Source organism: Dyadobacter sp. SRI_021 (assembly GCF_057586235.1).
This window is the reverse complement of the sequence record NZ_JBYCZM010000007.1, coordinates 185,658-200,471: the sequence shown is the minus strand read 5'-3', so window position 1 is coordinate 200,471 and position 14,814 is coordinate 185,658. Positions and strand designations below refer to the sequence as shown.

General features: G+C 49.3%; 15 protein-coding genes and 1 riboswitch. Of the genes, 7 read left to right on the top strand and 8 right to left on the bottom strand.

Annotated features, from left to right (window positions below; genetic code table 11):
* Window positions 1–15: 15 nt before the first annotated feature.
* Window positions 16–1,311 (top strand): MFS transporter, encoded by a 1,296-nt coding sequence (locus AC2YIT_RS22250; protein ID WP_487280641.1) that lies wholly within the window; start codon window positions 16–18, stop codon window positions 1,309–1,311.
* Window positions 1,312–1,405: 94 nt separating this feature from the next.
* Window positions 1,406–1,840, top strand: coding sequence for a DoxX family protein (locus tag AC2YIT_RS22245; protein WP_430843831.1), 435 nt, complete (start codon window positions 1,406–1,408; stop codon window positions 1,838–1,840).
* On the opposite strand, the gene AC2YIT_RS22240 is transcribed toward AC2YIT_RS22245, so the two are convergent.
* From AC2YIT_RS22240 to AC2YIT_RS22220, 5 genes are all read right to left on the bottom strand, one after another.
* The gene (locus AC2YIT_RS22240; protein ID WP_430843830.1) at window positions 1,841–2,716 is read right to left on the bottom strand and encodes an AraC family transcriptional regulator; all 876 of its coding nucleotides are present in this window, start codon (window positions 2,714–2,716) and stop codon (window positions 1,841–1,843) included.
* Between the two features lie 148 nt (window positions 2,717–2,864).
* Window positions 2,865–3,188: an RNA polymerase sigma factor gene (locus AC2YIT_RS22235; protein WP_487280640.1), complete on the bottom strand. Its 324-nt coding sequence runs from the start codon at window positions 3,186–3,188 to the stop codon at window positions 2,865–2,867.
* Window positions 3,189–3,219: 31 nt separating this feature from the next.
* Window positions 3,220–4,200 (bottom strand): dihydrodipicolinate synthase family protein, encoded by a 981-nt coding sequence (locus AC2YIT_RS22230; RefSeq protein WP_430843828.1) that lies wholly within the window; start codon window positions 4,198–4,200, stop codon window positions 3,220–3,222.
* Between the two features lie 84 nt (window positions 4,201–4,284).
* Entirely contained in the window at window positions 4,285–5,868 is a 1,584-nt protein-coding gene (locus AC2YIT_RS22225; RefSeq protein WP_430843827.1) for a sodium:solute symporter family protein, read from the bottom strand.
* A 126-nt stretch (window positions 5,869–5,994) separates the two neighbouring features.
* Window positions 5,995–6,681, bottom strand: a complete 687-nt coding sequence (locus AC2YIT_RS22220) for a TVP38/TMEM64 family protein (protein WP_430843826.1) — start codon at window positions 6,679–6,681, stop codon at window positions 5,995–5,997.
* Between the two features lie 165 nt (window positions 6,682–6,846).
* Between AC2YIT_RS22220 and AC2YIT_RS22215 the strand changes: the two genes are divergently transcribed.
* From AC2YIT_RS22215 to AC2YIT_RS22205, 3 genes are all read left to right on the top strand, one after another.
* Window positions 6,847–7,992, top strand: a complete 1,146-nt coding sequence (locus AC2YIT_RS22215) for a cystathionine gamma-synthase (protein WP_487280639.1) — start codon at window positions 6,847–6,849, stop codon at window positions 7,990–7,992.
* Between the two features lie 79 nt (window positions 7,993–8,071).
* Complete coding sequence (locus tag AC2YIT_RS22210; protein WP_430843824.1) at window positions 8,072–8,425, top strand: DUF3127 domain-containing protein; 354 nt, start codon at window positions 8,072–8,074, stop codon at window positions 8,423–8,425.
* 83 nt (window positions 8,426–8,508) lie between these two features.
* Window positions 8,509–8,573: riboswitch (Fluoride riboswitch) on the top strand.
* A 30-nt stretch (window positions 8,574–8,603) separates the two neighbouring features.
* Complete coding sequence (locus tag AC2YIT_RS22205) at window positions 8,604–9,890, top strand: voltage-gated chloride channel family protein (protein ID WP_487280638.1); 1,287 nt, start codon at window positions 8,604–8,606, stop codon at window positions 9,888–9,890.
* On the opposite strand, the gene AC2YIT_RS22200 is transcribed toward AC2YIT_RS22205, so the two are convergent.
* The 3 genes from AC2YIT_RS22200 to AC2YIT_RS22190 all read right to left on the bottom strand — a co-directional run bounded on the left by AC2YIT_RS22200 (window position 9,862) and on the right by AC2YIT_RS22190 (window position 11,462).
* Complete coding sequence (locus AC2YIT_RS22200) at window positions 9,862–10,515, bottom strand: AlbA family DNA-binding domain-containing protein (RefSeq protein ID WP_430843822.1); 654 nt, start codon at window positions 10,513–10,515, stop codon at window positions 9,862–9,864. The two genes, AC2YIT_RS22205 and AC2YIT_RS22200, sit on opposite strands and share 29 nt — an antisense overlap.
* A 189-nt stretch (window positions 10,516–10,704) precedes the next feature.
* Window positions 10,705–10,926 carry a DUF2795 domain-containing protein gene (locus AC2YIT_RS22195; protein ID WP_013927448.1) on the bottom strand — a complete coding sequence of 74 codons (222 nt, stop codon included), beginning with the start codon at window positions 10,924–10,926 and terminating at the stop codon, window positions 10,705–10,707.
* Between the two features lie 158 nt (window positions 10,927–11,084).
* Window positions 11,085–11,462 carry a helix-turn-helix domain-containing protein gene (locus tag AC2YIT_RS22190; protein WP_487280637.1) on the bottom strand — a complete coding sequence of 126 codons (378 nt, stop codon included), beginning with the start codon at window positions 11,460–11,462 and terminating at the stop codon, window positions 11,085–11,087.
* A gap of 123 nt (window positions 11,463–11,585) precedes the next feature.
* Here AC2YIT_RS22190 and AC2YIT_RS22185 point away from each other — a divergent pair, with 123 nt between their 5' ends.
* Window positions 11,586–12,317: a copper homeostasis protein CutC gene (locus AC2YIT_RS22185; RefSeq protein WP_487280636.1), complete on the top strand. Its 732-nt coding sequence runs from the start codon at window positions 11,586–11,588 to the stop codon at window positions 12,315–12,317.
* Between the two features lie 37 nt (window positions 12,318–12,354).
* Window positions 12,355–14,811 carry a penicillin acylase family protein gene (locus AC2YIT_RS22180; RefSeq protein ID WP_487280635.1) on the top strand — a complete coding sequence of 819 codons (2,457 nt, stop codon included), beginning with the start codon at window positions 12,355–12,357 and terminating at the stop codon, window positions 14,809–14,811.
* The last annotated feature ends 3 nt before the right edge of the window (window positions 14,812–14,814 follow it).

Sequence of the window (14,814 nt, the reverse complement as noted above, 5' to 3'; positions counted from 1 at the left end):
AACCTATCCCGATTTATGGAGCAAACTTTACACAAAGACGATACAGGCTGGCGCCTTAAAGCCATTATCGGCGGATCGGCCGGTAACCTCGTCGAATGGTACGACTGGTACGCTTACTCCGCATTCTCCCTCTATTTTGCCAATACATTCTTTCCCGATTCAAACCCGACGGTCCAGCTCATCAATACCGCGGGCATTTTCGCCGTAGGTTTCTTAATGCGCCCGATCGGTGGTTTCGTGTTTGGAAAACTGGCTGATAACCGCGGACGTAAGGTAGCAATGACAGTGTCGGTACTGCTGATGTCGCTCGGTTCGCTCCTGATCGCATTCCTGCCGGGTTATAACAGTATTGGCATTGCTGCGCCATTGTTGCTGCTGGTCGCCCGATTATTGCAAGGACTCAGCGTCGGCGGCGAATACGGCACTTCCGCCACGTACCTCAGCGAAGTAGCCACCGAAGAGAAACGCGGCTTCTTTTCCAGTTTTCAATATGTGACGCTTATCGGCGGGCAGCTCATTGCATTAGGTTTGCAACTCATTTTACAAAATATCTTCCTCACCGACCAGCAAATGCACGACTGGGGCTGGCGCATTCCGTTCGTGATCGGGGCATTGCTATCGTTGGTAGCATTGTACCTCCGCACACATCTGAATGAAACCGAAGCTTTTCAATCCAAAGACTTAAAAGCAAAAAAGGAAGGCTCGCTAAAAGAGCTGATGAAGCATCCGAAGGCCATTCTGGTAGTAATAGGCCTTACTTCGGGCGGTACGTTGGCCTTTTACACCTACACGACTTACATGCAGAAGTTCCTGGTCAACACGGTAGGGCTTACGAAATACCAGTCGACGATACTCACCTTTTGTTCGCTCTTCATCTTTGCCGCATTACAGCCCGTTTTCGGGGCCCTCAGTGACCGCATTGGCCGTCGGCCGTTATTGATTGGTTTCGGGGTTTTGGGAACGATTTTTACCTACCCGCTGCTTGCCACGCTGAGTCATACTACCCAAATGTGGCCGGCATTTGGACTGCTGATGGCCGCGTTGATCATTGTAAGCGGCTATACTTCCATTAATGCGGTAGTGAAAGCCGAGCTCTTCCCCGTGGAAGTACGTGCGCTGGGCGTAGGACTACCCTATTCGATTGCCGTGGCGGTTTTCGGCGGAACAGCCGAGTACCTTGCACTGTGGGCCAAAAATCTCGGACACGAAACATGGTACTACTGGTATGTGACCATCTGCATTTTCGTGTCACTGATCGTCTACGTCCGAATGAAGGACACCAAACACACTTCTCTGATCGAAAAACATTGATTTTTAGCTCCCAAGGGGCTTGGAAAAAAACCATTTCCTCTTGACATAGTCCATTCAAACCTGTAACTTTCTTGAAACCAAAATTTGAGAAGTTATGAACATGATGGATCGAATCGAGCATTGGGGCGATACACACCATCCGGCATGGATGGACATAGTTCGTATTGCTTTGGGAGTATTTTTGTTTGCTAAAGGTATCAGCTTCATCAGCGATACCACCAAGTTGTCTCATCTGGTTACCGGCCTCGACTTTCATTTATACACCGTCACAGCCGTTCACTATGTAGCTTTTGCGCACATTTTTGGCGGATTCCTTATCGCAATGGGATGCCTGACCAGAATCGCATCCATCATTCAGATACCGATCCTGCTTACCGCCGTGTTCTTCGTTAATATCCGGCTCGGTTTTTCCTATCTCAACTCCGAGCTGTGGCTTTCGATGATCACACTCATTCTCGTAGTAACGTTCTCCGTCATAGGCTCCGGACGTTTCTCGATGGACGAATGGATGAAGAATCACGACAAATGATCAGACCATTTCGGGTGCGGCTTTGTAAAGATATTTCCGCTTGTATTCCAGGGGGGTCATATCGGTAACCTTCTTGAAATGCCGGTAAAAGTTGGAAACATTGTTGAAGCCGCACTCGAAACAGATCACCTCCGTTGCCATTTTATCTTCGATCAGGAACCGGCAAGCCTGGCTAATCCTGATCTCCACCAGAAAATCGTTGTAGGTTTTCTTGGTCATCAATTTAAAATACCTGCAAAAAGAAGTAATACCCAGGTTGGCGATCGACGCTACATCCTGCAAAGAAATGTCGTTGCGGTAATTGGAAAGCGTGTAAGCGTAAATTTTGTTCAACCGCAGCGTTTCGGCGTCGTTGGACTTATAGAATGCGTGTGCCGAGGCGATCGTCTCATATTCACTTGCCTCCGCCAGGATTTTCAGGATCGATAGCAATGCGATCAGCCGGTCAAGATTTTCCGCATCCACGGCGGAATGCATCAGTCGAATCACCTTCTCTCTGGCTTCGCCGCGTATCAACAGGCCCCTCTTGGCGCGCTCGTATAATTTCGGGATCTGGTAGGCTTCCGGGAGCAGAAGCAGTTCACTACCCAGGCAATTAGGCAAAAAGTGAATGATAATCACCTCCACCGCTGTGTTACTCGCGCCCTCTTCCACCCGCCACGTGTGCGGCAGATTTTCACCCAACAAAATCAGCTCCCCGTCGGAAAAGTTGCTGATGTTATCCCCGATGAACCTTACCCCTTTTCCCTTGACCAGATAGTGGAGCTCCAACTCGGGATGGTAATGCCAAACCGTGCCGAAGCCTGAGTCTTTGTCATGACGGATGCTGAACGAAGTCCTCGAGGGGATAGGGACCTTATGGAAATGCGGTTTCATTTTAAATCAATGCCGGCAGGGTTTAGGTTGGCTGCCATTGCTCAATTTAAAAGAAATTTTTTTAATAATCCATCCTGTGCAATGGGCAAAATGATTAAAAAATACTATTAAATAGTGTAATACTAATATTACGCTATTATAAAGAGCATTAGCTCGCGCGAAAGGACTGTATACGATCGAGATATTGTTTGCGTGCGGTCGGATCACTGTATTTTCGCATCTCCCCGAAGACCTGATCTTTGAGGCTGCTGAACAGGTAAGACTGGAAATTTCCCTCGGTCCGTAAGTCAAGCCGCTCGTTCCAGATTTTGCTGAAAACGGAATTGATGACATTCTCCGCCTCTGCTTCGTCTTTCAGGAGAACGGTACAAAATTTAAATGCAGCGACATGGAAGTACGAACGGAGCTGCGTAAATGCCGCTTCGTCCCCCTCGGTTACCCGATCCAAAATTTGCTGGTTAGGAAAAGTCATAGCTCAAAATTTAGAGTTTGATCCGATTGGGTTATTTCAACGGTGCTTCAAGAGTCTTTTTAAATACACTCGGAATTCCGAGGGCAACCTGTATCCGGTCCACTTCGTCCAATAGCTGGTCGGCACGTTCCTGCAAGTCCATTGTCAGTTCCCCCACATCGCGGCGCGTGTAGGTCGAAATGGGGAAACCTCTCTTTTGCAGACAATATTTCGCAATGATCGGGTAGGCCGAGTGCACAATATCCATCGACTCGACGAAGAACGCTTGCAGCGCTTTTACATCTTCTTGTCGCCCTGCATTGTTGTAATTTTTGCAAATCCAGACGATCAGTTCAGGATAAATGTTTCCCTGAATGCATGAGAGCCCGGCAGCGCCGGCTTTGAGTGACGCCGTCGCATTCACCATGTAAGCATCGTAAAGCCCGAAACGATAACCTTCGGCCACTTTAATTCTGCGAACGACTTCTTCAATATCCAGGCAGGTATCTTTATGATAAATAATGCGGTTCGAAGGAAGCAGTTCCGCAAGGACTTCGCTACTGATCAATCTCTTGTACGGGACCGGGCATTCATAAAAACCGAGCGGAACCTCGGCTGTAAGGCTGATCAGCTCCTTCGCCCGCTGGATAAATATTTCGTCCGACTCACCCTCATCTGCCAGCAATCCGGTAATTACAATCACCGCCTGTACACCGGTGTCATATATACGTTTAACGAACTGAGCCTGCTCCGGGATAGGCCCTCCGAAGGTGCCCGTAGCTACAACAGGCACTCGTCCCGCTGTATGTTCCACGACCGTGCGGGTTACTTTCAGCCGTTCTTCCACCGAAAGCTCGTACATTTCGCTTGAAAGACAGTTGGCAAACAGTCCCGCAGCCCCCGCTTCGAGGTACAGGTCCGTCAGTGCTTTTAATCCTTCATAATCCACTTCACCGGTTTCCCGGAAAGGAGTAAGCATGACGGGAATGAAGCCTTGCGGCAACGACGCGGCGGAAGACGTTACAGATGACATCGTGTATGGTTTTAAAATACTAGTAAAAAAATCTCTCTGAAATTCCAGCGCACCTACCGGAACTCCGGCGCGCCGGCCCTGCGATTACTTGCTGTGCAAAAGCACCTCTTTTTCAACCGGTTGCTTACCTTTCAACCTGGTAAGCAGCACTCCGGCCAAAAAGATCGTCAGTGTTCCGACCACCATGATCATGTTCTGGTGGAGCGGGTTTCTCAAATAGGAATAGGTGTCAGGAAGCTGGGTCGAGAATGTCATCCATATAATGACCACGATCCCGATAATTGTTGCCGTAAGCGCCTCCGTATTCTTTGTACTTTTTGAAATAATCCCCAGCAGGAACAACCCGAGCATTCCGCCTGCAAAAATCCCTGAAAGCATCCACCACACGTCCAGGACACTTTTCACACCGATCATCGCAATGCCCGTCACCATTCCCAGCAGGCCGAAAGCGGTGGTGGCAATGTAGAGCAGGCGCAGTGATTGCTGCGATGTGAGGTCGGATTTGATATATTTTTGGTAAATATCCACGGAGAAAACCGTCGCCGAAGCATTCATTCCCGAACTGATCGTACTCATGGCAGCTGACATGATCGCGGCGATGATCAATCCCAGCAAACCCACCGGCACCTTGGTAACCATGAAATGCGGCATCACTTTATCACCATAGTCGGCCGGTGTGAGCGTCGCAGCCAAACTTGCAATTGCGTCCGAAGTCCCACCCGGTAGTTTTTCCGCCGCTACCTGCATTTTAATGGTTTGCAACAGCTCGGGATTTCCCTGGTAATAGGCAAATAGACAGGTTCCCAGCAGGAAGAATATCAGCGACACGGGCACGTAGAGATACACACAAAGCCAAACCGAACCGGCAGCCTCTTTCGCCGAGGATGTGGTATGGTACCGCTGCACGTAGTTCTGGTCCATTCCGAAATTGTTCAGGTTCATGAAAAACCCGTACAGCAATATCACCCAGAACGAGGCCGTAGTAAAATCCGGTGCCAGCGTACCCAAGCTGAATTTGTCCTCAGCCTTTCCGATCTCGATAATGCTGGGTAATCCACCCGAAACCCCTGAAACGACTAGGTAAAGTATCACCAGCGCACCAATGGTTTTGATCACTCCCTGCACCACTTCAGTCCAGATCACCGCCTCCATACCGCCCATTACTGTGTACAGCACAATACAAATCCCCACGACAACCATGATGGTGGACATCGGGTAGCCCGTCAGCGCCTGCAAACTCAATGCAATTCCGAAGAAAATCGATCCCATGCGGGCGAGCTGCGTGAGCAGAAAGCAAATCACGGCATAAGTACGCGCCCATGGCCCGAAGCGATGTTCGAGGTGGGTATAGGCTGACACTTCGCCGGTACTTCTGTAAAAAGGAATAAAAAACTTCGTTGCAACCCAGGCGGCCAATGGCATCGACAAGCTGAAAACAAAGGAACTCCAGTTGCTTCCGAACGCCTTACCCGGCACACCGAGAAACGTATTACTGCTCAAAAACGTCGCATAAATAGAAATACCGATCGCCCAGCCGGGAATACGCCCCGACGCTTTGGTAAACTGTTCGGCATTGGTATTCTTTCTCGAAAAATAAATCCCTACTGCCACCATTCCCGCGAGGTAGGCAATCACTATGGCGAGGTCAACAAAAGGTAAGGATTTCATTCTACTTTTCGGGTATTTATAACTTTACCACAAAGAAACAGGATGAAGTTGATGCTTTTGTGGCAGTTTGTAGCCATTTATTGTACGATATTATCAAAGCGTGTTATGAATTTGTAAATTCCGCGCTTATGATTCTACCATACTCTTGTCTTTGAAGAAATAACCGATGCCGACGGTCGAAATGATAATCAATGCGATGAGCACGATTTTGGTAGCCAATCCTTCATTCGGATGTTCCAGCAAATACCGGATGTCCTGTGCCTCTTTACCTGCCCAAACGGCCAATACGGTCCGGGGAATCATGCCCAGGGTTCCGCCAGTAAGCACTTGTTTGAAACGGGCACCAGCCATAGCAAAAAACAGGTTGGTAATGGCAAATGGCAGTACGGGAGATAGTTTGGCAAAAAAGATCAGTCTTAACTCATTTTTATAAAACCGCCGCAGCAGCGTTCCAACCTGCGGATAAACCTGAATGAGGTAACTTCTTACAGAGGCGGCATGCAGGAAATGCGCGGATACATAAATAATGGATATCGCGCCGATGTTCAGCACAAAAAGCATCGGCAGCGAGGCCCAGCCGAGGAAGTAACCGTACACCAATGCCAGAAATGTTGGAGGTGTGAGTGCTGCGGAAGAAGCCAGCGTGAGCAGAACAGTTACCCCCAGCCACCATTCGATTGGCAATTCGCGGAGAATTTTTTCATGATTGATAGCCCACGCCGTTATCACAGAGGTCGTCACCAATGGCACGATCGTCATTAATATACTTACGACGACCGGAAGTGAGAATCTTTTTGGTGTAGACGTTTCCAAGGCTAATCTGCTTAACTTTTCTAATTGGATAACCAGTTGTTTTGACAAAAGGTTTTTATGAACTTGCTTTTCTGCATTATTATTTTGACGCCACGAAAGCACGAATTATCACTAAGATTTTTTCGTGCTCCTTCGTGCCTTCGTGGCAACCATAACCGCTAAAAAATGAAATTCGCAACCAAAGCCATACACGCCGGCGTGGAGCCGGACCCGAGCACCGGCGCTATTATGACGCCGATCTACCAGACGTCCACCTACGTCCAGGAAAGCCCCGGAAAGCATAAAGGCTACGAGTACGCCCGCAGCAGCAACCCCACGCGCACCGCATTGCAAAAGGCATTGGCAGCCCTCGAAAACGGCAAACACGGCATTTGCTATGCCTCCGGCCTCGCAGCTACGGACGCGGTTCTGAAACTTTTCAAGCCAGGCCACGAGATCATCGCTCCGAGCGACATCTACGGCGGGACCTACCGCCTCATGAAACGCATTTTCGAGCCGATGGGACTTGTTTTCAAGTTTGTGGATATTGAAGAAGTAGGGCAAATCGATCGGCTATTGTCTGAAAACACGAAGCTCGTCTGGTGGGAAACTCCCACCAACCCGCTGCTGAAAATCATTGATATCGAACAAATCGCGCGCATTTGCAAAGAACGGAATGTACTAACCTGCGTAGATAACACGTTCGCATCACCCTATCTGCAAAACCCGCTCGATCTCGGTGCGGATATAGTCATGCATTCGGTCACGAAATACCTCGGCGGGCATTCCGACACGGTAATGGGCGCATTGGTCACGAGCAATGACGAACTGGCCAGCCAGTTGAAATTCATCCAAAATGCTACCGGTGCAGTACCGGGTCCTCAGGATTGCTTTTTGGTATTGAGAGGAATTAAAACACTACATATAAGAATGCAGCGTCATTGCGAGAACGCCGGACAAGTGGCCGTCTGGCTCGCCTCGCACCCCAACGTAGGAAAGGTCTATTACCCCGGCCTGCCCGACCATCCCGGGCATGAACTGGCCGCAAAGCAAATGCGAGGTTTTGGCGGCGTTGTATCCTTCGAGTTAAAAGATGATAGCTATGAAAAAGCCGTGCGTACCATGGAACGAATGGAGGTATTCGCTTTGGGCGAATCGCTTGGCGGTGTGGAATCGCTTTGTACACACCCCGCGAGCATGTCCCATGCAGGCATGCCACGCGAGGAGCGACTGAAAATAGGCCTGAAAGACACATTGATACGCCTCAGCGTGGGTATCGAGGATGTAGAAGATCTTATCGCCGACCTCGACCAGGCGATCGGCACCGATTAGCAAACAGCGTTGCAATCAACGGTCAAAAACCTTACTTTTGGAACCATTTTTGAAACGACACTAAAAAAACATATTATCAATGGAAGTATCAGGAACAGTCATTTCATTGCTGCCGGAAGTTACCGGCCAGGGAAAAAACGGAATGTGGCGCAAGCAGGAGTTCATCCTTGAAATACCTTCTCAATACCCTAAAAAAGTGTGTATCTCACTTTGGGGCGACAAAATTGACCAGGCCAATCTGCAAGTGAACGACTCGGTAACCGCTTCCATCGATATTGAAAGCCGCGAGTACAACTCCCGATGGTATACTGAGGTCCGCGCATGGAAAGTTGAGAAAGCAGGAGCCAACAACTACGGCGGCAATGCAGGGGGCGCCCCACTGCCTCCGGTGACCACCTTCACCGAAGACGAATCGGACGATCTGCCATTCTGATCACCGGAATTCAAGCTATTCCAAATCGTCAATGCCTGCGGGTGTTGGCGATTTATTTTTGCAGGAAAAGATTTTTGCTAGTTTTGCAGAAAGGAAATGGTGTCTTCCTACTTAACCGCCCTAAAAAGCTGATGGCGCCTGGTATAACGAAAATTGCTCATTATCACCAGGTATTACTATGTCCAATCAAAAGTCATCCGGCAACTCGCAGTCATTTCTAAGTCCGTTTACCCGCTTCAACAAACGGTTTCCGTCTACATTATACATTGCAAAATGGCTGGTCATTTGCTCTATAACCGGCGCATTAATCGGTTCATCGTCTGCTCTTTTCCTCGTTTCGTTGGATTGGGCCACCCAAACACGCGAAACGAACGGCTGGATCATCTGGTTGCTGCCTGTCGCAGGCTTTGCGATCGGTCTGCTTTATCACTATTTCGGTAAGGAAGTCGAGCGGGGAAATAACCTGCTCATTGAGACGATTCACGACCCAAAGGAATTCATCCGTTTCAGAATGGCGCCTTTTGTGCTGCTGGGGACGGTTACCACGCATTTGTTCGGTGGATCAGCCGGTCGTGAAGGCACGGCGTTGCAGATGGCCGGGGCCATTGGTGAGCAATTCAGCAAATTATGCAGGCTGAATGCCTATGATCGCAAAATCCTGCTTATCTCGGCTATCAGTGCCGGGTTTGGGTCGGTTTTCGGTACGCCACTGGCCGGGGCCATTTTCGGGTTGGAGGTATTTTTAATAGGCCGGCTTAAATACGACGCTATTTTTCCCGCATTCGCTTCCGCGATCATCGCAAGTCTCGTCACCGACTCATGGCAAGTAAAGCATACGCATTACCACATTCCGCTTATTCCCGAAATGTCCTTTGCCAACATTATCTACGCGATCGTGGCCGGTATTGCATTCGGCATCATAGCGGCCGTTTTCAGCAAAACCATTCATTTTTGCACCCAGCAATTCAAACAACATATCGCTTATCCGCCGCTCCGACCTGTGGTGGGCGGATTAATCGTTTCTGCTGGCGTATGGCTGATCGGTACACGTTATATCGGCTTGGGGATCCCGGTGATCGTGGAGTCGTTTATAATACAGCTGGCTCCGTATGATTTTGCATTAAAAATCATTTTCACCATCATAACGCTTAGCGCGGGATTTAAAGGAGGCGAAGTGACACCACTGTTCTTCATCGGCGCTACGCTGGGCAATGCATTATCTTACTTTATCCCGCTTCCGACGGGATTACTCGCCGGAATGGGCTTCGTTGCCGTGTTTGCAGGCGCTACCAACACTCCGCTTGCCTGCATATTGATGGGCATCGAACTATTCGGAAGCGAATGCGGCGTTTTTGTGGCGATAGCCTGCGTGGTCTCGTATCTCCTGTCAGGTCACACGAGCATTTACCGTTCGCAAGTTTACGGTGGGCCCAAAACTAGCTCGACTGATAAGCCATCGACATAGTAAATTTGTCGATCATTTCGTGCGGATGCACTTCCAGGATCCGCGCCAGCACCATTACCACCAGGGTATTGGAAGCGATTTTGCGGGGAATGCCGGCCACCGTCGCGAACAGGTCCACCGTCACCGATTCCTTTTCATCGAGCAGTTTCATCAGCTTTTCTTCTTTTTCGCCATATTGAAAACTGACGTCGCGCTCACCACGGCCCCGGCGCATGATTTCCTTCATTTCGCGGCTGGCCTGGATGGATTTGTCCTCCACGCGGATGTACGCCTGGCGCGCACCCGTGTCGTCCACCACATAATGCGGCTTATCCACACTGCGCGGGATTGTGAGCACGAGCACATCGCGGTCGGGCGTGATCGCCACGCGTTCTTTTTTGAAACTGATTTTGGGGAAAATGTACTTGTCGATGGCACGAGAGAGCGTGTATTCATCCTCATCGGCATCTTTAAGGCCCTTGATGGTCCTGTCGTCACCCACTCCGACCAGCAGCTTACCGCCACCTGAATTTGCGAAAGCAACCACTTCGCGGACGATCTTTTCGGGATGATTGGACTTCAGTTTGAATTCCAGATGTTCCCCCTCACCTTTCTTAACCAGCTCTTTCAACAATCGAAGCTCCATCGGGTTGGAATGGATAAATTATGAGTTATGACTAAATCACTTTCGGTAACTTACCTCGTCCTCCTCATTTGTTAACGCTAACAATTTACATTCCTTTTGTCAGATTTAAAAAACTATGGAGAGCGAGTCACGTAAAAAAGCGGGCTATATATCATAAAAAAAACGGCACCGATAGAGTGCCGTTCGCATTTAGTATTCGTCTTCGTTGAAAAAGAAATCGTCTTTCGTAGGATAGTCGGGCCAAATCTCTTCAATGCTTTCATAAGGCTGCCCATCATCTTCAAGCTCCTGAAGGTTTTCAACTACTTCTAACGGAGCGCCTGTTCTGATTGCAAAGTCAATTAGCTCGTCTTTGGTAGCTGGCCAGGGAGCATCTTCAAGGTACGATGCGAGTTCGAGAGTCCAGTACATAATATTTTCGCCTATTAATGGTTACTTTACTTTTCTGCAAAAGTAAAAAATTTGCTATCTTTTAAAAGCTTAAAGCAAAAAAAAAGAAAAATAATTGCCTGGTTGCAGATTTTATTTTCCGGGGACTAACAAACAATTGAATATCAACAAATTAAAACTCACAACGCTAATAAAGTCTCTGCTGAAATCCCTAGCCCCTTGTGAATTTTGCGGATCATTTCGAGGGTTAGCGGACGCTTTTTGTTGAGCACTTCCGATACCCTGCTGGCACTGCCGAAATAGTCTATCATGTCTTTCCGCTTCAAGCCCTGCTCCTCCATTCTGATCTTGATCGCTTCCAACGGATCGGGTGCCTCGATCGGATAATGCTTTGCTTCGTAATTCTCTACCAGAATCGACACCAATTCGAGCACCTCTTCCTCCGGACTATTTTCAGCACAATCTACCAACTCGTCGATTATCCCCAAGTATTCCCTGTAAGTCGCTTCTGATTTAATGGGACGAAGCCCACTTTTGATTTGCTCTAATGGTATCATGTGTGTGTAAGGTTTTTATATCAAATGAAGGATTTTTTTGCTCACGATGCAAAGTTTGTCCCCCCACATTTCCCCTCTCCCTGAAAAACCCTTAATTTCCCTCACCATTACAAATATCCTATTATGACCATTGAAATTTGCGCTTACTCGCTGGAATCCTGTATCAATGCGCAGGCCGGCGGAGCGGGCAGGATTGAACTATGCGGCGGGCTCGGAGAAGGCGGTACTACGCCTAGCGCCGGACTGATCGAAATCGTAAGAAAAAACGTTGATATTCAGCTATATGTGATGATACGACCGCGTGGCGGGGATTTCGTTTATGATTTTTTTGAAGAAGAAATCATGCGGAAAGACATCGATCTGGCCAAAAAACTGGGTGCTAATGGCGTAGTACTGGGCATTCTCACGCCCGATGGTAACGTGGACGTGGCACGTACCAAGGCCCTCGTCGATTACGCGGCACCATTAAAAGTAACGTTCCACCGTGCATTCGATCTCACGCCCGATCCGATGAAGGCATTGAAGGATGTTATCGCCACCGGGGCGGAGCGTATTCTTACTTCCGGTCAAAAACCTTCGGCCATTCAGGCGGTCGAACTGCTCGGTCAGCTCGCGAGAGAGGCCGATGGTAAAATCGAGATTATGGCAGGCGGCGGGGTAAACCATAACAATGCAGCCGAGCTCAAAGCTGCCGGCGTGCATGCATTGCATTTAACTGCTAAAAAATTCCGGCCAGCACGGCAGAAATTCTTTCCCGAGGGTATTTCCATGGCTGGCGAAATTCCGGATGAGAAGTCGGTCATGTACTCCGATCTCGAACTGATCGAGGCCATGGTGCAGGCCGTTTCGGAATAATGCCTTTTTCCAATAAAAGCACACCAACATCCTCTATATGAAGTTCGTAAAGGCAATTCTGTTTATCGCAATCACTGCCGGGCTCGTGTATGTGCTGGATAAGCCGTGGGCGCCTGCACCCGCGTTGGGGCCGTTCCTGAGCCCTTTTTGCGGGCTATGGCAAAACAGCGAGGAAGTGATCGATCCCAAAACACGCGTAACCCTGCAACTCGACAGCCTGCGCGACGAGGTAACGATCCGTTTCGACGACTCGGGCGTTCCGCACATTTTTGCTAAAAACGACTTCGACCTTTTTTACGCGCAGGGCTACATTACCGCCAAAGACCGGCTGTGGCAAATGGATTTGCAAACCCGCGCCGCGGCGGGTCGGCTTTCGGAAATACTTGGCCCCGCTACACTTTCTCTGGACCAGCAGAGCCGCAGGCTGGGAATGGGTTATGGCGCGGAGGCTAACCTGAAAGTGGCGATGACCGATCCCCGGTCGAGGGAGGCATTGCTCGGCTACACAGCGGGTGTCAATGCATTTATCCGGCAACTCGCTCCGAAAGATTATCCTATTGAATTTAAACTATTAGGATACAAACCGGAGCCCTGGAAGCCGATTAACACCATGTACATGCTCGAACAGATGACGCTCACGCTCGCGGGGCGCTCCAACGAGCTTGCCATGACCAATGCGTTGAAAAAGTACGGCCGGGAAACCATCGCACAGCTTTTTCCCGACTACCCCATGTTGCAGGAAAGCCCGATTATCCCCTCCGGAACTCCCTGGGATTTCCCTAAACTTCCCATTCCAAAAGCTGTTCCGCCAATGGTACCGGGCGACAGCATCCTGCTGTCCTCGAAATCTCTAACCACATTGCCTCCCAGGGGGCCCAAAGAAGAGGGAATCGGCAGTAACAACTGGGCGATAGGTGCCGAAAAATCCATTACCGGCTATCCTATCCTCGCCAACGACCCACACCTGGAACTATCCCTGCCGTCGATCTGGTACCAGGTGCAACTGCATTCTCCGGACATGAATGTGTACGGTGTCTCACTGCCGGGTATTCCGAGTGTGATCATCGGTTTCAACGAACGAGTCGCATGGGGCGTTACCAACGTGGATGCCGATGTTTTCGATTTGTATAAAATCAAATTCAAAAATGAATACCGGAACTTCTATTGGCATGATAATCAATGGAAGCCTACACATAAACGCGAGGAGATTATCCACGTAAAAGGCCAATTGAAACCTTACCGGGAGCAGATCATTTATACCCATCACGGACCTGTGACCGATTCGGACGGCACCTTTGGGGATCTGCCCAACCTTGCCATCAAATGGATCGGACATGAGCCCGGGAACAGCTTTATTACCTTTTACGAGCTCAATAAGGCCAAAACTTACGACGATTATCGCAAGGCTTTGACGCATTATGTTGGCCCCGCACAAAACTTCGTATTTGCAGACAATGAAAAAAATATTGCCATTACCGTGAATGGGAAAATTCCGTTGAAATATAAGGAACAAGGCAAATTCCTGCTGGATGGCTCCTCACCCGCTGACGACTGGCACGGCTGGATACCTGCCGAACAGAACCCGTTCGTAAAAAATCCGCCTAGAAACTTTGTAAGCAGTGCCAACCAGTCGTCTGCCGATACCACTTATCCTTATTATATCAACTGGAGTTTTGCGCCTTCCGAGCGGGGAATCCGTATCAACGAGCGCCTGCAAGCCATGACCAACGCCAATGCCGACAGCCTCCGGATGTTGCAAAATGACAATTTCAGCGTGTTGGCACGTACATTACTGCCCAGGTTGCTCAGCATTCTTGAGACCCGTTCATTAACACCCAAACAAAAGGCAGCCCATATCCTGCTCTCGAACTGGAACTACCAAAATTCCCCGGAATCCATTGCAGCGTCGATCTTTGAAACCTGGTACCCATTGCTGGGCCAGGCCATCTGGAACGACGATTTCGCTTCCTCCGAAGCTCCGATGGAATATCCCTCCCGTGACCGGACATTGTACCTCATCTTGAAGCAGCCGAATGAAAAGTGGTTCGATAATGTGAACACGCCTCAAAAGGAGACCTTACCCGACATAGTTTACCAGAGCTTTAATGCATCACTAGACACGCTTACTGCCCGTAGAGGCACAATGAGTCCCGAATGGCAATGGTCGAAAGTGAAAGAAGCTGAAATAAGACATTTGAGCCGTAGCATCAAGCCATTCAACGCGCCTCCATTGGTGACGGGTGGCGGCAGCAGCATTGTGAATGCGATGACGAAACGTAAAGGGCCGTCGTGGCGTATGGTGGTCGAACTCGGACCTACACCGCGCGCTTACGGTATTTATCCGGGAGGTCAATCGGGCAATCCGGGCAGTCCCTATTATCTTAATCTGTTAAAAAAATGGGAGAAGGGAGAGCTCAATGAGTTGATATTCCTCACGTCGCCCGATCAGAAAGTGCCGCATCTGGCGTCGAGTCTTGTATTGCAAAAACGTTAGCTT

Bases quoted from the DNA above. Each gene is read 5' to 3' on its own strand.
- AC2YIT_RS22250 (WP_487280641.1), top strand. From the start codon at position 16: ATGGAGCAAACTTTACACAAAGACGATACAGGCTGGCGCCTTAAAGCC.
- AC2YIT_RS22245 (WP_430843831.1), top strand. From the start codon at position 1,406: ATGAACATGATGGATCGAATCGAGCATTGGGGCGATACACACCATCCG.
- AC2YIT_RS22240 (WP_430843830.1), bottom strand. From the start codon at position 2,716: ATGAAACCGCATTTCCATAAGGTCCCTATCCCCTCGAGGACTTCGTTC.
- AC2YIT_RS22235 (WP_487280640.1), bottom strand. From the start codon at position 3,188: ATGACTTTTCCTAACCAGCAAATTTTGGATCGGGTAACCGAGGGGGAC.
- AC2YIT_RS22230 (WP_430843828.1), bottom strand. From the start codon at position 4,200: ATGTCATCTGTAACGTCTTCCGCCGCGTCGTTGCCGCAAGGCTTCATT.
- AC2YIT_RS22225 (WP_430843827.1), bottom strand. From the start codon at position 5,868: ATGAAATCCTTACCTTTTGTTGACCTCGCCATAGTGATTGCCTACCTC.
- AC2YIT_RS22215 (WP_487280639.1), top strand. From the start codon at position 6,847: ATGAAATTCGCAACCAAAGCCATACACGCCGGCGTGGAGCCGGACCCG.
- AC2YIT_RS22210 (WP_430843824.1), top strand. From the start codon at position 8,072: ATGGAAGTATCAGGAACAGTCATTTCATTGCTGCCGGAAGTTACCGGC.
- AC2YIT_RS22205 (WP_487280638.1), top strand. From the start codon at position 8,604: ATGTCCAATCAAAAGTCATCCGGCAACTCGCAGTCATTTCTAAGTCCG.
- AC2YIT_RS22200 (WP_430843822.1), bottom strand. From the start codon at position 10,515: ATGGAGCTTCGATTGTTGAAAGAGCTGGTTAAGAAAGGTGAGGGGGAA.
- AC2YIT_RS22195 (WP_013927448.1), bottom strand. From the start codon at position 10,926: ATGTACTGGACTCTCGAACTCGCATCGTACCTTGAAGATGCTCCCTGG.
- AC2YIT_RS22190 (WP_487280637.1), bottom strand. From the start codon at position 11,462: ATGATACCATTAGAGCAAATCAAAAGTGGGCTTCGTCCCATTAAATCA.
- AC2YIT_RS22185 (WP_487280636.1), top strand. From the start codon at position 11,586: ATGACCATTGAAATTTGCGCTTACTCGCTGGAATCCTGTATCAATGCG.
- AC2YIT_RS22180 (WP_487280635.1), top strand. From the start codon at position 12,355: ATGAAGTTCGTAAAGGCAATTCTGTTTATCGCAATCACTGCCGGGCTC.